General features: G+C 42.0%; 18 protein-coding genes. All 18 read right to left on the minus strand.

The window, feature by feature from the left end; genetic code table 11:
- Positions 1–3 precede the first annotated feature (3 nt).
- Complete coding sequence (locus NSS92_RS06685; RefSeq protein ID WP_144470474.1) at positions 4–768, minus strand: ribonuclease HII; 765 nt, start codon at positions 766–768, stop codon at positions 4–6.
- A 76-nt stretch (positions 769–844) separates the two neighbouring features.
- Positions 845–1,693, minus strand: coding sequence for a ribosome biogenesis GTPase YlqF (ylqF, locus tag NSS92_RS06690; RefSeq protein ID WP_024424188.1), 849 nt, complete (start codon positions 1,691–1,693; stop codon positions 845–847).
- A 90-nt stretch (positions 1,694–1,783) separates the two neighbouring features.
- Positions 1,784–2,131, minus strand: coding sequence for a 50S ribosomal protein L19 (rplS, locus tag NSS92_RS06695; protein WP_008344834.1), 348 nt, complete (start codon positions 2,129–2,131; stop codon positions 1,784–1,786).
- A gap of 137 nt (positions 2,132–2,268) precedes the next feature.
- Positions 2,269–3,003: a tRNA (guanosine(37)-N1)-methyltransferase TrmD gene (trmD, locus tag NSS92_RS06700; protein ID WP_340867195.1), complete on the minus strand. Its 735-nt coding sequence runs from the start codon at positions 3,001–3,003 to the stop codon at positions 2,269–2,271.
- Positions 3,000–3,524, minus strand: a complete 525-nt coding sequence (gene rimM, locus NSS92_RS06705) for a ribosome maturation factor RimM (RefSeq protein WP_267586240.1) — start codon at positions 3,522–3,524, stop codon at positions 3,000–3,002. The genes trmD and rimM overlap by 4 nt, the downstream gene beginning before the upstream one ends.
- 8 nt (positions 3,525–3,532) lie before the next feature.
- A complete protein-coding gene (locus tag NSS92_RS06710; protein WP_197197840.1) occupies positions 3,533–3,919 on the minus strand; it encodes a YlqD family protein in 387 nt (128 codons plus the stop codon).
- Between the two features lie 103 nt (positions 3,920–4,022).
- On the minus strand, positions 4,023–4,268 hold the full coding sequence (locus tag NSS92_RS06715) for a KH domain-containing protein (protein WP_034317804.1): 246 nt from the start codon (positions 4,266–4,268) through the stop codon (positions 4,023–4,025).
- Entirely contained in the window at positions 4,268–4,540 is a 273-nt protein-coding gene (gene rpsP, locus NSS92_RS06720; RefSeq protein WP_008344841.1) for a 30S ribosomal protein S16, read from the minus strand. The genes NSS92_RS06715 and rpsP overlap by 1 nt, the downstream gene beginning before the upstream one ends.
- Positions 4,541–4,645: 105 nt before the next feature.
- Complete coding sequence (gene ffh, locus NSS92_RS06725) at positions 4,646–5,986, minus strand: signal recognition particle protein (protein WP_058014005.1); 1,341 nt, start codon at positions 5,984–5,986, stop codon at positions 4,646–4,648.
- Positions 5,987–5,999: 13 nt separating this feature from the next.
- The gene (locus tag NSS92_RS06730; RefSeq protein WP_012009935.1) at positions 6,000–6,332 is read right to left on the minus strand and encodes a putative DNA-binding protein; all 333 of its coding nucleotides are present in this window, start codon (positions 6,330–6,332) and stop codon (positions 6,000–6,002) included.
- Between the two features lie 143 nt (positions 6,333–6,475).
- Entirely contained in the window at positions 6,476–7,462 is a 987-nt protein-coding gene (ftsY, locus tag NSS92_RS06735) for a signal recognition particle-docking protein FtsY (RefSeq protein WP_024424194.1), read from the minus strand.
- Between the two features lie 21 nt (positions 7,463–7,483).
- Positions 7,484–11,044, minus strand: a complete 3,561-nt coding sequence (smc, locus tag NSS92_RS06740; RefSeq protein ID WP_340867197.1) for a chromosome segregation protein SMC — start codon at positions 11,042–11,044, stop codon at positions 7,484–7,486.
- 105 nt (positions 11,045–11,149) lie between these two features.
- Positions 11,150–11,893, minus strand: a complete 744-nt coding sequence (gene rnc, locus NSS92_RS06745) for a ribonuclease III (RefSeq protein ID WP_008344850.1) — start codon at positions 11,891–11,893, stop codon at positions 11,150–11,152.
- 181 nt (positions 11,894–12,074) lie between these two features.
- Positions 12,075–12,308, minus strand: coding sequence for an acyl carrier protein (acpP, locus tag NSS92_RS06750; protein ID WP_034317822.1), 234 nt, complete (start codon positions 12,306–12,308; stop codon positions 12,075–12,077).
- Positions 12,309–12,389: 81 nt separating this feature from the next.
- A complete protein-coding gene (gene fabG / locus NSS92_RS06755; RefSeq protein ID WP_048239680.1) occupies positions 12,390–13,133 on the minus strand; it encodes a 3-oxoacyl-[acyl-carrier-protein] reductase in 744 nt (247 codons plus the stop codon).
- The gene (gene fabD / locus NSS92_RS06760) at positions 13,133–14,077 is read right to left on the minus strand and encodes an ACP S-malonyltransferase (protein WP_340867199.1); all 945 of its coding nucleotides are present in this window, start codon (positions 14,075–14,077) and stop codon (positions 13,133–13,135) included. The genes fabG and fabD overlap by 1 nt, the downstream gene beginning before the upstream one ends.
- Before the next feature lie 15 nt (positions 14,078–14,092).
- Positions 14,093–15,091 (minus strand): phosphate acyltransferase PlsX, encoded by a 999-nt coding sequence (plsX, locus tag NSS92_RS06765; protein WP_095408464.1) that lies wholly within the window; start codon positions 15,089–15,091, stop codon positions 14,093–14,095.
- Between the two features lie 15 nt (positions 15,092–15,106).
- Positions 15,107–15,673 carry a transcription factor FapR gene (gene fapR, locus NSS92_RS06770; RefSeq protein ID WP_024424199.1) on the minus strand — a complete coding sequence of 189 codons (567 nt, stop codon included), beginning with the start codon at positions 15,671–15,673 and terminating at the stop codon, positions 15,107–15,109.
- Positions 15,674–15,745 lie beyond the last annotated feature (72 nt).

The following is a 15,745-nucleotide window of genomic DNA, read 5'->3' on the forward strand; positions in this document are numbered from 1 at the left end:
AATTTATGATATAACAGATTTCACCGGTGCAAACGATAATCGGTGGATTGGGGTAGCACCATGTGTTTGAATCGCAGCCAGGTGCTCTTTCGTTCCGTACCCTTTATGTTTTTCAAATTGATACTCAGGATACTTACGACCGTACTCTTCCATCATCTGATCCCTTGTCACCTTCGCAATACATGCACCTGCTGCAATGGATGCACTTTTTGCATCCCCTTTGATGATATTCTCTTGGTGAGTAGAAAGCGGCAGTGTCATGGCATCTATGAGTAGATAATCAGGTGTATGAGTTAACTGCTCCACAGCTCTCACCATCGCCAGTCTTGATGCTTCATAAATATTGATTTCATCTATCGTAGCCGCATCAACAATGCCGATTCCGATATCAAGTGCTTCTTTTTGAATTAAATCATAATAAGCCAATCTTTTTTTCTCAGATAATTGCTTTGAGTCGTTTAAACCGAGCAGGACTGTATCTTCCTTTAATATAACGGCTGCTGCCACAACTGGGCCGGCGAGCGGTCCTCTTCCTGCTTCATCTATTCCAGCAATACATGTGTATCCCTGCGCCTTTGCTTTGTTTTCAAATTGCAGCATGTCATGCCATGCTGCGCGAAGTGCTTGCTGCTTTTCTCTCTCTTTGTGCCACTTTTCTATAAGTTTTTGGACACTTTTTCTCGTATCATCTTTAACAAGCTCGCGAATGTAAGACTCGTCGCCTGCATGCTTTTCTATTAGTTCTTTTATTTGTTTCACCGTGTACATAGGCTTTTTCACAGCCTCCTTCTTTATATCGGCAGTTTTTCGCAAAAAATAAAGACCCGCATGAGCTGCGTGTCTTTTAGCTTTCAGGCTTCTCAAAAGTGAGGGGACCAAATTTTTCTGTTCGAATATCCCGAATAATGATTTCGGTGGTTTTGTCATAGTTTATGAATCCCCCGCTCATTAGACAGCCGCGCTTAGTACCAATTGCATCAAACAGCTCAACCGTATCTTCAGGTATCTCCGCTAGGTCATAGCGTTTTTTTAATCGCTCTGGGTAGTTCTCTTCTAGAAAACGAAGTGCATACACAGCGACATCCTGTAAGTTGATGATCGAATCTTTGATCGCTCCAGTTACAGCAAGTCTAAGTCCTACTTGCTCATCTTCAAATTTCGGCCAGAGGATTCCAGGGGTATCGAGCAGTTCTAGTTCTTTCCCTACCTTCACCCATTGCTGTGATGTCGTAATACCAGGCCGGTCTCCTGTTTTGGCAATGTTCTTTTTTGCTAAACGATTGATTAAGGTCGATTTTCCGACGTTGGGAATCCCGATAATCAGTGCTCGAATGGCACGTGGTTTGACGCCTTTTGCTTTCATGCGGTCGAATTTTTCTTTTAAAATTTCTTTTGAAGTCGTGATGATCTGATTTAACCCTTGTCCATCGACAGAGTTAATGGCAAGTGACCGAACGCCTTGCTGCTCAAAATGCGCCTGCCACTCCTTTGTCATACGAGGATCTGCTTTATCTGCTTTGTTTAAGAGCATGATTTTGGGTTTGTTTTGAAGGATTTCTTCGATCATTGGGTTTCTAGAGGACATCGGAATTCTTGCATCGGTTAATTCAAATACGATGTCGATGAGCTTTAATTTTTCTGTGACTTCACGTCTTGCTTTTGCCATATGGCCTGGAAACCATTGAATCGTCATATGTGCACCTTCTTTCTTCTACCTGTTATCTCTATACATTGTACAAAAAAAGAGCCTGTTACAGGTAACAAGCTCTTTCCTTTGATATCATTATCGTCTGATTTCTTTGATACGAGCCGCTTTACCGCGAAGTTCACGTAGGTAGTAAAGTTTCGCACGACGTACCTTACCGTGACGTACAACTTCGATCTTAGCGATTTTTGGTGTGTGTACAGGGAATGTACGCTCAACGCCTACACCGTAAGAGATCTTACGAACTGTGAAAGTTTCGCTGATTCCACCACCACGACGCTTAATTACAACACCTTCAAAGATCTGGATACGCTCACGAGTACCCTCGACAACTTTAACGTGTACACGTAAAGTGTCACCAGGACGGAACGCAGGAAGATCAGTGCGTAATTGTTCTTTTGTGATTTCTTCAATCAATTGTTGCATCGTTTTCAACTCCTTCCAACAGATGCTCATGTCCTCTTTCTTCATTGCAGCGGAACATCGTTTTCAAACTTGAATCGGCAAGCCGTCCAAGTCACAAGTAGTATCATACCATACCTCTATGCTGTGTGCAATACAATCTAGTCATTATGAAGCTGCCAAAGCCATCTTTTTTCTTCATCCGTTAATGTTTTGCACGAATCGATCAAATCTGGCCGTCTTGTATAGGTTCGCTTCAAGGATTCTTTGCGCCGCCACTCTTCAATTTTGGCGTGATTTCCAGAGAGGAGCACATCTGGCACTTTTAGTCCTTTATAATCCGCTGGCCTTGTATAGTGCGGGTGCTCAAGCAGACCTGTACTGAATGAATCTTCGATGTGAGACGCTTCTTTTCCAAGCACATGAGGCAAAAGCCTGACCACACTGTCTGCAATCATCATCGCTGGCAGCTCTCCGCCTGTGAGGACGAAATCTCCGATTGAGATCTCATCTGTGACAAGATGCTCCCTGATGCGCTCATCGTAGCCTTCATAGTGGCCGCAAATGAACATAAGATGCTCTTCTTTTGCAAGTTCTTCTGCCTTTTTTTGTGTATATCTTTCCCCTTGAGGACAGACAAGAATAACTCGGGGCTTCGTGCTTGCTTTCTTCGTTAAATCTTCTACCGCATCAAATACAGGCTGTGCTTTCAGTACCATACCAGCACCGCCGCCATACGGATAGTCATCCACTATTTTATGCTTATGATCCGAATACTCTCTAAAATTGACGACATGAAATGAGACAGCTTCTTTCTCCTGTGCTTTTTTTAAGATCGATGAGTGGAGCACACCTTCGAACATTTCAGGAAAAAGGGTTAAGAAGTCGATTTTCATTCGTCAATGAGTCCTTCCATCACTTCAATGTGTACGGTTTTGGATGAGATATCGATGTTTTTAACGACAGATGGAATATAAGGAATCAAGGCATCTTTTTTGCCTTTTCTTCCTACCACCCACACATCATTTGCCCCTGGTGTTAAGATTTCTTTGATTTGGCCGATAAGCTTGTCCTCTTCATCGTATACTTCACAGCCAATGATTTGGTGGAAATAAAATTCTCCTTCGTCTAATGACCCGAGATGTTCTTTTTCTACCTTTAAGATTGATTCTTTCAAATGCTCTGCTTCATTTAATGAGTTTATTTCTTCAAATGTGAGCAAATCAAACTGTTTGTGCTGCCGATGTGATGCGACAGTCACTTTCAGCGGCTCGCTTTGACCTTGCTTAAAAATATAGAGGACGCTTCCCTTTTTGTAGCGCTCTTCTGGGAAATCCGTCTTTGACACAACGCGTACTTCTCCGCGCACTCCGTGTGTATTGACGATCTTTCCAACATTCAACCATTCTAGCTCCATGTTCTCAATCACCCCTGACGTATTTCCACAATGATGCCGTCTTTCACGACGATGACATTATCTTGCATCTTGTCATCCCATTTATCACCTATTTTGACTTCAACCAGTGCATCCACTTCTGTTTCTTTCATTTCACTTCCAAGCGGCAAAATATGCAGCTGCTCTACTTGAAAATCAATTTGCCGGATCTTCTCTTGCCTTTTATCGATCGCTTTTTGAAATTGAGGGATGGCTTCTTGCTGATGTGGTTCTTTTTCATGTTTTTTTAGTTGAAAATATAGTTGATTGCATTCACGTTCTAGTCTTTCTTTTTTCTCCAAAAAAGTCGTTAACAGTTTGTCCTTACTGCTTTCAGTTAATACTTGCATCACGGTGACATGTTGAATGATCTGCATCTTCCTTTTTGTCCCCCTATCCGAAGGCATTTGTCCTCTACAGTATAACGAAAAATAGATTTAAACGTGTAAAAAAAGGGGAGGTCCTAAGCCCTCTCCCTTTTTAGTCAGCAATCTCAAGTTGAACTTTCTTAGAAGACTCTGCACTTGCTGCAAAAATGACTGTTCGTATCGCTTTTGCTGTACGTCCCTGCTTTCCGATCACTTTTCCGGTATCTTCAGCATTGACAGACAGTGTGTAAATCACCTGCTCATCTTTTTTTAATGAAGATACGTGAATATCTTCAGGGAAATCAACAAGTGGCTCGACGATGGACACAATCAATTCTTCCAAGGACAGCTCATTCATTATTTGCTGTTTTTCGCATTATGAAATTTTTCAAGAATTCCTTGGCTTGAGAAAAGGTTGCGAACTGTATCAGATGGTTTCGCACCATTTTGAAGCCATTTAAGCGCTAATTCTTCGTTGATTTTCACCTCAGCTGGTGATACCACTGGGTTGTAAGTTCCAACTGTTTCGATGAAACGACCGTCACGTGGTGAACGAGAATCTGCTACAACAATACGATAGAAAGGAGATTTTTTTGCTCCCATACGTTTTAAACGAATTTTTACTGCCATTTTACTAGCACCTCCGAAAATATTTCAACAAGATAGTATATTAACAATGATAAAAGGGTTTGTAAAGTGTTTTTTCTTAACAACGGTTTTATCATGTATAACCAATTACATAAATGGTAATTTAAAGCCCTTTTTCTTTCCTTTGGACATGTTGGTCATTTGCTTCATCATCTTTTTCATTTCATCAAATTGCTTTAAAAGGCGATTGACTTCCTGTACAGATGTTCCGCTTCCCTTTGCAATCCGTTTTCTGCGGCTTGCATTGATGACCTCTGGCTGTTCTTTTTCCTCGGTCGTCATTGATTTAATGATCGCTTCGATATGATTGAGCTGCTTTTCGTCTACTTGGACGTTTTTGAGCCCTTTCATTTTACCGGCTCCCGGCATCATTTGGATCAGTTCATCAAGTGGACCCATATTCCGAACTTGGCCAAGCTGTTCGAGGAAATCATCGAGCGTGAAGCTCATTGTCCGCATTTTTTGCTCAAGCTCTTTCGCTTTATCTTGGTCGACGTTTGCCTGTGCTTTTTCAATAAGCGTGAGCACATCTCCCATGCCAAGAATTCTTGATGCCATCCGCTCCGGATGGAATGGTTCAATCGCATCAAGCTTTTCTCCTAGAGCAGCGAATTTAATCGGCGTATTGGTGACAGCTCGAATAGAAAGTGCTGCACCGCCTCTTGTGTCACCGTCTAGTTTTGTTAGAACGACACCCGTTAAACCAAGCTGTTCATTAAAGCTTTTTGCGACATTGACAGCATCTTGACCTGTCATAGAGTCAACAACTAGGAAAATCTCTTCTGGACTCGCTACTTCTTTTACTTTCTGAAGTTCATCCATCAATTCTTCATCAATATGAAGACGTCCTGCTGTATCTAAAATGACATAATCATGGTGTTCTTCTTTCGCTTTTTCAATTGCCTGTTTGGCAATTTCCACAGGGCTGACTTGATCACCTAATGAAAACACCGGCATATCAAGCTGTTTCCCAAGCGTTTGAAGCTGCTGGATCGCTGCTGGTCTGTAAATATCTGCAGCTACCATCATCGGTTTGCGATTATGTTTTTTGCGAAGTAAATTGGCAAGCTTCCCAGTTGTGGTTGTTTTACCTGCCCCTTGAAGACCAACCATCATAATGACTGTTGGAGATTTTTTCGCTACAGCGATCTTACTCTCTTCTCCGCCCATTAATTCAGTGAGTTCTTCTTTTACAACTTTAATGACCTGTTGTCCAGGGGTAAGGCTTTTCATGACCTCTTGTCCAACTGCCCGCTCACTTACTTTTTTCACAAAGTCTTTGACTACTTTAAAATTGACGTCAGCTTCAAGAAGGGCAAGGCGTACCTCGCGCATCATTTCTTTTACATCTTGTTCTGACACTTTTCCTTTGCCGCGGATTTTTGAAATCGTCTGCTGCAGTCGGTCGGCTAATCCTTCAAATGCCATACTGTGCCGCCTCCTAATCTAATTTCTCAAGCGATTCAATTAAAGCTTCTGCTTCTTCCGTTTGCGCAGAATCAGCTACAAGCTCTCTCATTTTTTTGAGAAGTTCTTTACGCTCTTTAAATTTCTTAAACAAGAGCAGCTTTTCTTCATATTGTTCAAGCATCGCTTCAGTCCGTTTAATATTATCATAAACAGCCTGCCTTGATACTTCATATTCATCCGCAATTTCACCGAGGGAAAAATCGTCTAGGTAGTAAAGCGACATGTAGCTCTTTTGCTTTGCGGTCAACAACGATTGATAGAAGTCAAACAAGTAATTCATTCTCGTTGTTTTTTCAAGCGTCATGGGCTCTCTCCCCTTTGTTAAGTTCATTCCCTTTACATCAACTAAGTTTACACGGTTCTCTTCTATGTGTCAAGTTTTTATCTTGTCACTTCATGAAGCGGCATATAAATAAAAATGCCAGCAGTTTTGCCGGCATTTTTTTGTTAGTCTTGTTGATCAATCACGTCTGAGAATAATCCATACACATACGATTCTGCATCAAATTCTTGCAGATCGTCCACTTTTTCCCCTAAACCGACAAGTTTCACGGGAATGTTCAGCTCATTTCGAATCGCAAGAACGATCCCGCCTTTTGCAGTACCGTCAAGCTTTGTTAAAGCAATCCCTGTGACATTTGTCGCTTTAGAAAATTCCTTGGCTTGTGCCATGGCGTTTTGACCCGTTGTCGCATCAAGAGCGAGCAATACTTCATGAGGTGCATCCGGAACCTCGCGCTCAATGACTCTCTTGACCTTCTCCAGCTCTTTCATCAAGTTGACTTTGTTTTGAAGTCTTCCTGCTGTATCGCAGATGAGGACATCCGCATTTTTCGCTTTTGCTGATTGAACGGCATCATAGATCACCGCTGCTGGATCAGAGCCTGCCGTTTGTTTGACGACAGGAACACCTGAACGTTCTCCCCACACTTCAAGCTGCTCGATGGCACCGGCACGGAACGTATCACCTGCTGCTAAAATGACGGATTTCCCTTCATTTTTCAGCTTGTTTGCAAGCTTGCCGATAGTCGTTGTTTTCCCAACACCGTTGACGCCTACAAATAAAATGATATTCAAACGCCCATCTTCAATGTTCAGCGCAGAGATTTGTTCCTCTCCGCTATTGTAGATGTCAACCAGTTTTTCAGAAATCACTGCTTGTACTTCACTTGGGTCTTGAATGTTTCTTAATTTCACTTCTTTTTTCAGCTCATCAATCAGTTCCATCACAGTTGTGAAACCGACATCAGCGCCGATCAGAACCTCTTCCAGCTCTTCAAAAAAGTCTTCATCGACTTTGCGGTAGCGGGAAATTAGTTCATTTACTTTTCCTTGGAAGGAGTTTCTCGTTTTTTCGAGTCCGTCTTTAAACTTTTCTGATACTGAATCGGTTTGCTGCGTAAATTTTTCTTTTAATTTCTTAAAAAAGCTCATTGGTTCAAAAACCTCCTTTAATTACTGGACAAGCTCTTTCGTTTCTTCTAGTTTGACAGATACAAGCTTAGAGACACCTGATTCCTGCATCGTCACGCCGTAGAGCACATCTGCTTCTTCCATTGTTCCTTTACGGTGCGTAATGACAATGAACTGTGTTTCCTCACTGTATTTCTTTAAATATTGCGCAAAACGGAAAACATTTGCTTCATCAAGCGCCGCTTCTACCTCATCTAATACGCAGAATGGAACAGGTCTCACTTTTAAAATAGAGAATAGTAAAGCGATCGCTGTTAAGGCTCTCTCTCCTCCAGAAAGCAGGCTTAAGTTTTGTAGTTTTTTCCCTGGCGGCTGCGCGACAATATCAACGCCAGAATTGAGTAAGTCATTTGGATCTGTCAGCTTAAGATCTGCTCTTCCGCCGCCAAATAATGCTTGGAAAACAGATTCAAAGTGCCCGCGGATTTGAGAGAATGTTTCAGAGAAACGCTTTGTCATCTCTTGGTCCATTTCTTCGATGACTTGGAATAATGTATTTTTCGCTTCTGTCAGATCATTTCGCTGTTCTGTTAAGAAGAGATAGCGTTCATTCACACGTTCATACTCGTCAATGCTGCCTAAGTTCACTGATCCAAGTTCTTCAATCGCTAGTTTGATCAGCTTCACTCGTTTTCTTGCTTCATCTGGCGATAACGTCAACTGATACATCTCTTTTGCTCCTTCAAACGAAAGGGCATATTCTTCGTTCAAATAAGCGATCAGGTTATCGAGCTCGACTTCCATACGGCCAAGCTTAATCTCCTCATCTTTTAAGCTTGTGGTGAGCTGCTTATACAAACGCTTTTGTTCTTTAAGTTCACGTTCAGCGAATTCTAATGTTTCAGAAAGAGCGAGACGCTGCTTACGACGCTCTGAAATGAGTGCGGTTGTTTTGTTTTTGTTTTCCAGCTTCTCTTTTGCCGCTTCTTCCAGTTGTTCGGCTCCGCTTGAACTAGATGACATTTCACTTGTTAAGAGTGACAGATCTTCTTTTGTTTCCATCAGCGTCTGTTCAGCTTCTTCTAATTCAGCCATTAAGCTCGAAAGCTTTTCTTGTTCATTCGCTAAGGACTGCTCTTTTTTGGCAAGCGAGATTTTCAGCTCTGTTAATTCTGCAGAAATGGTTTCTTTCGTTGAGCTTTGCGTCTGCTTACGCTTTGTTAATGTATTGATCTCTTGATCAAGAGCCGTCAATTTTTCACCTATAGAGGCTTCAAGAGAGACCTGCTTTTTGTCCTTATCCGCGAGTTCAGTAGAACGCTGCTGCAATTCTTCTTTTTCTTGATCATAGAGTTCAAGGTGAGCATTGATATTTTTTTCTGCAACTTGCAGTTCGTATAGCTTCCCTTTGAGATCTTGCTGCTTTTCACGAAGCGTTTCGCCGCGCTGACGCAGTTCGTTTAATTGGCTTTCGTTTGCTCCGATTGATTGCTTCGTTTCTTTTGTTTCTTTTTCAAGGATCGTTGTTTTCTCTTCCATTTCAACGAGCTGCTTTGTTAACGTTTCGATCTCCCGGTTTCTTGAAAGAAGAGAGTTGTTCTTTTTCTTTACGCCGCCACCGGTCATGGAACCGCCGGGGTTTACGACATCTCCCTCAAGGGTCACGATGCGGTAACGATGTCCAAGCATTTTTGCCAGTTCATTGGCGCCTTTTAAGTCTCTAACGATCAGCACAGTTCCAAGCAAGTTCTGAATCACCTTTTGATACTTTTCATCAAAAGAAACGAGGTGACTCGCTACGCCGATAAATGCAGCGTGCTGCTCTGCTGTTTGAACATCTCTGAGCTGAATGGTTCTTTCTTTGATCACGTTCATTGGCAGGAAGGTTGCACGTCCAAAGGAATGCTGCTTCAAGTATCCAATCGCTTGTCTCGCAGCTGCTTCATTTTCTGTGACGACGTGCTGCGTGGCTGCACCTAGCGCAATTTCAATCGCTGTCTCATGCTGCTGATCCGTTTGAATCAGCTCTGCAATGGCACCGTGAATACCGCCTAACCGTTCTTTTGCCTTTAAGACCTCTTTCACTCCTTGGAAAAAGCCTGAGAAGTCTTCCTGCATGGATTCAAGCATCTCTTTTTTTGATTTTGCCTGCTGTACGTATTGATAGGCTTGGTAAAGAGCCGTTTCTTTTTTCTCGTATTGACGCTTTATTTGCTCAAGCTTTTGTTCTGCTTCTCTAAAACGTTTTACTTGAGCCAGAATGTCTTCTTCCAGTGCTGAAAGCTGCTGCTCAGCTTCTGTTTTCTTTTCTTTAACAGACACTCGTTCTTCGATATGTTTTTGGTTATTTTGCGTCAGCCGCTCTAGCTGCATCGCTGCTTGGCGCTGCTGTTCTTCTAGTAATTTACGTTCATTACGGATGGAAGCCTGTTCATTGAGCAGATCAAAATAATCGCTTTTCAGCTGTTCAATTTGACCTTCCACATCTTCACTATGAAGCGACAGTTGATGCTGCTTTGTTTTCACTTCATCTTTTAGCTGGTGTACTTCTTTTTGCAGACTGTCACGCGTGATTTTCTGCTGCTCAATCTTTTCGGTTAACAGCGCCTGCTTTTCAGTTAAGCGAACGAGCGTTTCTTCAAGCTGTCCTTGGTTTGCAGCGGCATTTTTTTTCCGCTCTTTTAGCACTTCTTTTTTCCCTTCAAGCTTTTCTAATTCCTCACTTGTGAAAAGAAGAACTTCTTGCAGGTCATTAATTGATTCGTCAAGCGCTTGAATGCGGTCTCTCGACTCTTCAATTTTGGCTTCTTTTGCTTGGATATCTGTAGACTGCTTCATTTCATCTTGTTTGAAGCGCTCGACTGCTTCACCAAGTGTTGTCCATTTTTCATGAAGTGCTTCAATGTCATGGACAGTTAAGGCAATTTCCACATTTTCAAGCTCTTCTTTTTTTTGCAAATAGTCCTTTGCAATGGAGGCCTGCATTCTTAATGGTTCTACTTGGTCTTCTAGTTCATGCAGAATATCTTCTACTCGGTTTAAGTTGTCCTGCGTTTCAAACAGTTTATTCTCGGCTTTTTTCTTTCTTGTTTTATATTTCAAAACACCAGCCGCTTCTTCAAAGATGCTTCTTCTCTCTTCTGCCTTACTTGATAGAATTTCCTCTACCTTTCCTTGGCTGATGATTGAAAAAGCTTCCTTTCCAAGACCTGAATCCATGAAAAGATCAATAATATCCTTTAAGCGGACAGATTGATTGTTTATGAGAAATTCACTTTCTCCTGAGCGATAGACCCTTCTTGTCACACTGACTTCGTGAAAATCGATCGGTAAAAAGTGATCTTCGTTATCTAACGTTAAAGTCACCTCTGCTAGATTGACTCTTTTCCTTGAGTCACTTCCTGCAAAGATGATATCTTCCATTTTTCCTCCGCGCAGGCTTTTCGCTGATTGTTCTCCAAGTACCCAGCGGATGGCATCGGTAATATTACTTTTGCCGCTTCCGTTTGGTCCAACAACAGCTGTGACCCCTTTAACAAAGTCCACGGTCACTCGCTGTGCAAATGATTTGAATCCTATCACGTCTAAACGTTTGAGGAACATGAGAGTGATCCTCCTTATGTATTTAAAGTACTATCATCTTACCATATGAAGTGAAAAAAGATGATGGAAAACAGAGTGAAATCCCCCTGAATAACGAGGGGGATTTTATTGGTTCATATGATGTTTCTGCAATTTAGCAAGTGCTTCCTGTGCAGCGTGCTGTTCTGCTTCTTTTTTAGAGCGTCCATTTCCAATTCCGAGCACTTCACCTCGAAGGGATACATTTGCTTCAAATTCCCGGTTATGTGCAGGCCCTTTTTCATGCAGGATGCGATATTCAAGCACACCTTTTCCATCGCGCTGTACAAATTCTTGCAGCTGGCTTTTAAAGTCCATGACGTGCGAGAATGCTCCATCGTTAATTTTCGGATAGACGTACGCTTCTAGGAAGCGTTCAACTGGCTCAAGCCCCTGATCTAAATAAAGTGCACCGATAAACGCCTCGAATACGTCCGCTAAGAGTGCTGGGCGTTTTCTGCCGCCTGTCATTTCTTCGCCTTTTCCTAAAAGTACAAGGTCTCCGAAGGACAGCTCATGCGCTAGTGATACAAGTGACGGTTCACATACGATCGCCGCTCTTAGTTTCGTTAAATCTCCCTCGCTCATCGCTGGATACTTTGCAAATAAGAATTGAGAGATGGTCAATTCTAAAACAGCATCTCCTAAAAATTCAAGTCTTTCATTATCCTCGTATGGCTTTTTCCGGTGTTCATTCACATAAGAGGAATGGGTAAAGGCTTGATATAGAAGCTTTTCATTTTTGAAGTGTACAGAAATGCGCTGCTGGAATTCTCTAAATTGCTCTAGTTTTTTGCTCTGTTTCTGTTTGTCTTTATATTGTTTTGGCATAGCAACCTCCAGGTAGGCGTAATCGCCTTTAAGGATACTGATTATATGGAGTCTCTCTTTCTACATGCAGGGAAACATTGCTCCCAGCATCTGAAAAAGGCTGACAATTGATCAGCTGAATGTGTTGAAACTAACATAAATTTTCAAAGTCCCGTCAAAAGTAGACGGGACTTTGTTACACTTATTGCTGGTTATTTATGTAGTTCACAGCGTCACCGACTGTTGCAATTTTTTCAGCATCTTCGTCAGAAATTTCCATATCGAACTCATCTTCAAGTTCCATAACTAGCTCAACTACATCAAGGGAATCAGCGCCTAAATCTTCTTTAAATGAAGCTTCCATTTTCACGTCAGCCTCATCAACGCCAAGGCGGTCTACAATAATTTTTGTTACACGCTCTAATACGTCTGCCATTGCCTTTCACCTCCCCTCAAAGTATTATAGTTGAATTGTTTTTAAAAAACTAGAGAAAACCTAATGAAATTTTGATATTTCTTAGGACATGACCATCCCGCCATCTACTTGGATGGTTTGGCCTGTAATATAACCTGCTCCTTCTGAAGCTAAAAAGACAACGACGTTGCTAATATCTTCAGGTGCACCAAAGCGTGCGAGCGGAATTTGCTTGAGCATTTCCGTCTGTACATTTTCATCAAGCTTGTCTGTCATATCTGTTGAAATAAAGCCTGGTGCTACTGCATTAACTGTAATATGACGGGTTGCCAGCTCTTTTGCTGTTGTTTTCGTTAATCCGATGACGCCAGCTTTTGCTGCAACATAGTTTGCTTGTCCAGGGTTACCACACACACCAACGACTGAAGCCAAATTGATGATTCTTCCGTTTCGCTGCTTCATCATTTGACGTGTCACGGCTTTTGTACAGTTAAAGACACCTTTTAAGTTTATGTTAATGACATCATCCCATTCATTCTCTTTCATTCTCATGAGCAGGTTGTCCTTTGTGATCCCTGCATTATTCACAAGAATGTCAATTGAACCAAAGGTATCAATCGCTTGTTTCATCATGGCTTGTACTTCTTCAGCATTTGAGACATCAGCTTTCACAGCAAATGCCTGCTGGCCGAGTGCTTTGATTTCATCTACGACTTCATTTGCTTTTGCTTCGTTTCCAGAATAGTTCACGACAACATTTGCACCACTTTTCGCTAGATCAATCGCGATGGAACGGCCAATCCCGCGTGATGCTCCTGTTACAACGGCTGTTTTATTTGTAAGCATCAAGAATCCCCCTTCAATGTTTGAATGGCTGCTTCAATTGTTTCTTGATCTGAAACGGAAATCGTCGTCAGGCGGCGATTCACTTTTTTCACAAGACCTGAAAGCACTTTGCCAGGACCAATTTCAATAAATGTTGTCACACCTAAATCAATGAGGCGTTCCACACTTTCTTCAAAACGAACTGGAGAATACAGTTGTTCAATGAGCTTAGTCTCAATGTCCTCACGAGATGTCACGATGTCTGCTGTTACATTTGAGATGACCGGTGTTTTCGCATCCGTAATGTCAAGCTTTGACAGAACATCTGTAAATTTTTCAGCGGCTGGTTTCATTAATGCAGAATGGAAAGGTCCGCTCACTTCAAGGGCAATTGCACGTTTTGCACCTTTTTCTTTCGCTTTCTCTGAAGCAAGTTCTACCCCTTTTGCTGTACCAGAAATCACGATTTGACCAGGACAGTTTAAGTTAGCGAGTTCTACAAGATGACCGCTTTCTGTCACTTCTTCTGTCACTTCTAAAAGTGCCGCTTTGTCTAAGCCGAGAATCGCTGCCATGGCGCCTTCTCCTGCTGGGACAGCTTCGTTCATTAACTCTCCGCGCTTTCTGACTGCATAAACAGCATCTTTAAACGAAAATGCGCCTGCTGCAACGAGGGCAGTGTATTCACCAAGACTGTGTCCTGCTGCATAATCTGCTTTAATTCCGCTCTCTTCAAATTTCTTTAAGATGGCGATGCTTGTCGTTAAAAGAGCTGGCTGCGCGTTAAAGGTGAGCGTCAGTTCTTCTGCATCCCCTTCAAAAATCATAGAAGATAAGTCAAACCCGAGGGTCTTGTCTGCTTCTTCAAAAACAGCTTTAGATACTGCTTCTTGGTCAAATAAATCTTTTCCCATGCCAATTTTTTGAGAGCCTTGGCCAGGGAATAAAAATGCAATTTTAGTCATGCTGCTTTACCTCCATTAAGACTCATTCGTCGTTTCTTTTTGGACTTCTTGATGAATGATGGCTGAAACGTCTTTTTCTACGATATCACGTGCCTGACGAATTGCATGGAAAATGGCATTTTCATCAGAGGAGCCGTGCGCTTTAATGACAGGTGCCTTTAAACCAAATAATGCGGCACCGCCATATTCGGAGTAATCCATTTTAGATTTCATCTGCATTAATTTCGGCTTCATCATGCCTGCTGCTATTTTTGCTGTAAAACTGGATGTTAATGTTTCTTTCAGCATTTTAAATACAGAAAGGGCTGTGCCTTCAATTGTTTTAAGCGCAATATTTCCTGTGAAACCATCTGTGACAACAACATCAGCAACACCTTCTAATAAGTCACGAGACTCTACATTTCCTACGAAATTCAAGTCTGATGCTTTTAATAATTCAAAGGTTTTTTTCGTTAAATCGTTGCCTTTTTTATCTTCTGTTCCTACATTTAACAGTCCAACACGCGGATTGCTCTTTGGGAAAACACGCTCTGCGTAGATTGATCCCATCATGGCATATTGCACGAGATGTTCTGGTTTAGCATCAACGTTGGCACCAACATCTAGTAATAAGAAGCCGCTGCCATCCAGTGTTGGCAAAGTTGGGGCAAGTGCCGGTCTGTCAATACCGTCAATTCTGCCTACGATAAACAGTCCAGCTGTCATGAGGGCTCCAGTATTTCCTGCTGAGATGCAGGCATCTGCTCGTCCTTCGGATACTTCCTGCGCCATTTTCACCATAGATGAATCCTTTTTACGTCTAACTGCACGCACTGGTTCATCCGTCGGTTCAATCACTTCTTTTGCATCTAAAATCGTGATACGATCGTTGTTTGTTATGTATGGTTTGATTTTGCTTTCATCGCCGACAAGTGTAATCTCGATATCTGAAAATGCTGTTAAGCTTTTTTGCACACCGTCAATAATGGCTTTAGGGGCATGATCTCCCCCCATTGCATCGACTGCAATTCTCATATTACGTGCCACCTTTTACTTTTGTTTTGAGCGATACATGACGAAGTCACCTGAGAAGACAACTTCCTCACCAACATAGCTGTTTACTTCAACTACGGTTCTTCCTTTTTCTTTATCATGTGAGGCTACTTTGGCTTTAGAGACAACTCTTTCGCCTTGTTTAACCTGCCTTGTAAACCTGATATTCGCTTTTGCTGTCAAAGCCAGTTCATCGTCGATGACGGCAACTGCCAGCGAATTTGCCTGGGCGAAGAGATGATGTCCCCTGGCAATTTGGTTTCGGCTGAATACATGCTCTTTTCTCACTTCTAAAATGGAAATGGCTTGGTCATCAAGCTCTACATCAATCATTTCTCCAATCACTTCATCCAGTGGAAGTGACTTTACTTCATCCTCTAATGTCTTTTCGGCCACATGCTTAATTCTTTCGCGTAATTCAGGGATCGACAGCTCTAAACGATCAAGACGAACCGTTTGTATGCTGACACCGAATTTACTTGCCAATTCTTCATCAGTAATGAATGGAGTCGAGCTGATCGTTTGCTGGAGAAGCTTTTGACGTTCTTTTTTATTTAGTTTCATATGCAGACACCATCCGTACATTTATGACTAGGTACTAATAGTAGTATATAATCTCATAGATGATAAATCAAT

It is taken from the genome of Bacillus sp. FSL M8-0166, assembly GCF_038008825.1.
Taxonomy (GTDB): Bacteria; Bacillota; Bacilli; order Bacillales; family Bacillaceae; genus Bacillus; species Bacillus safensis.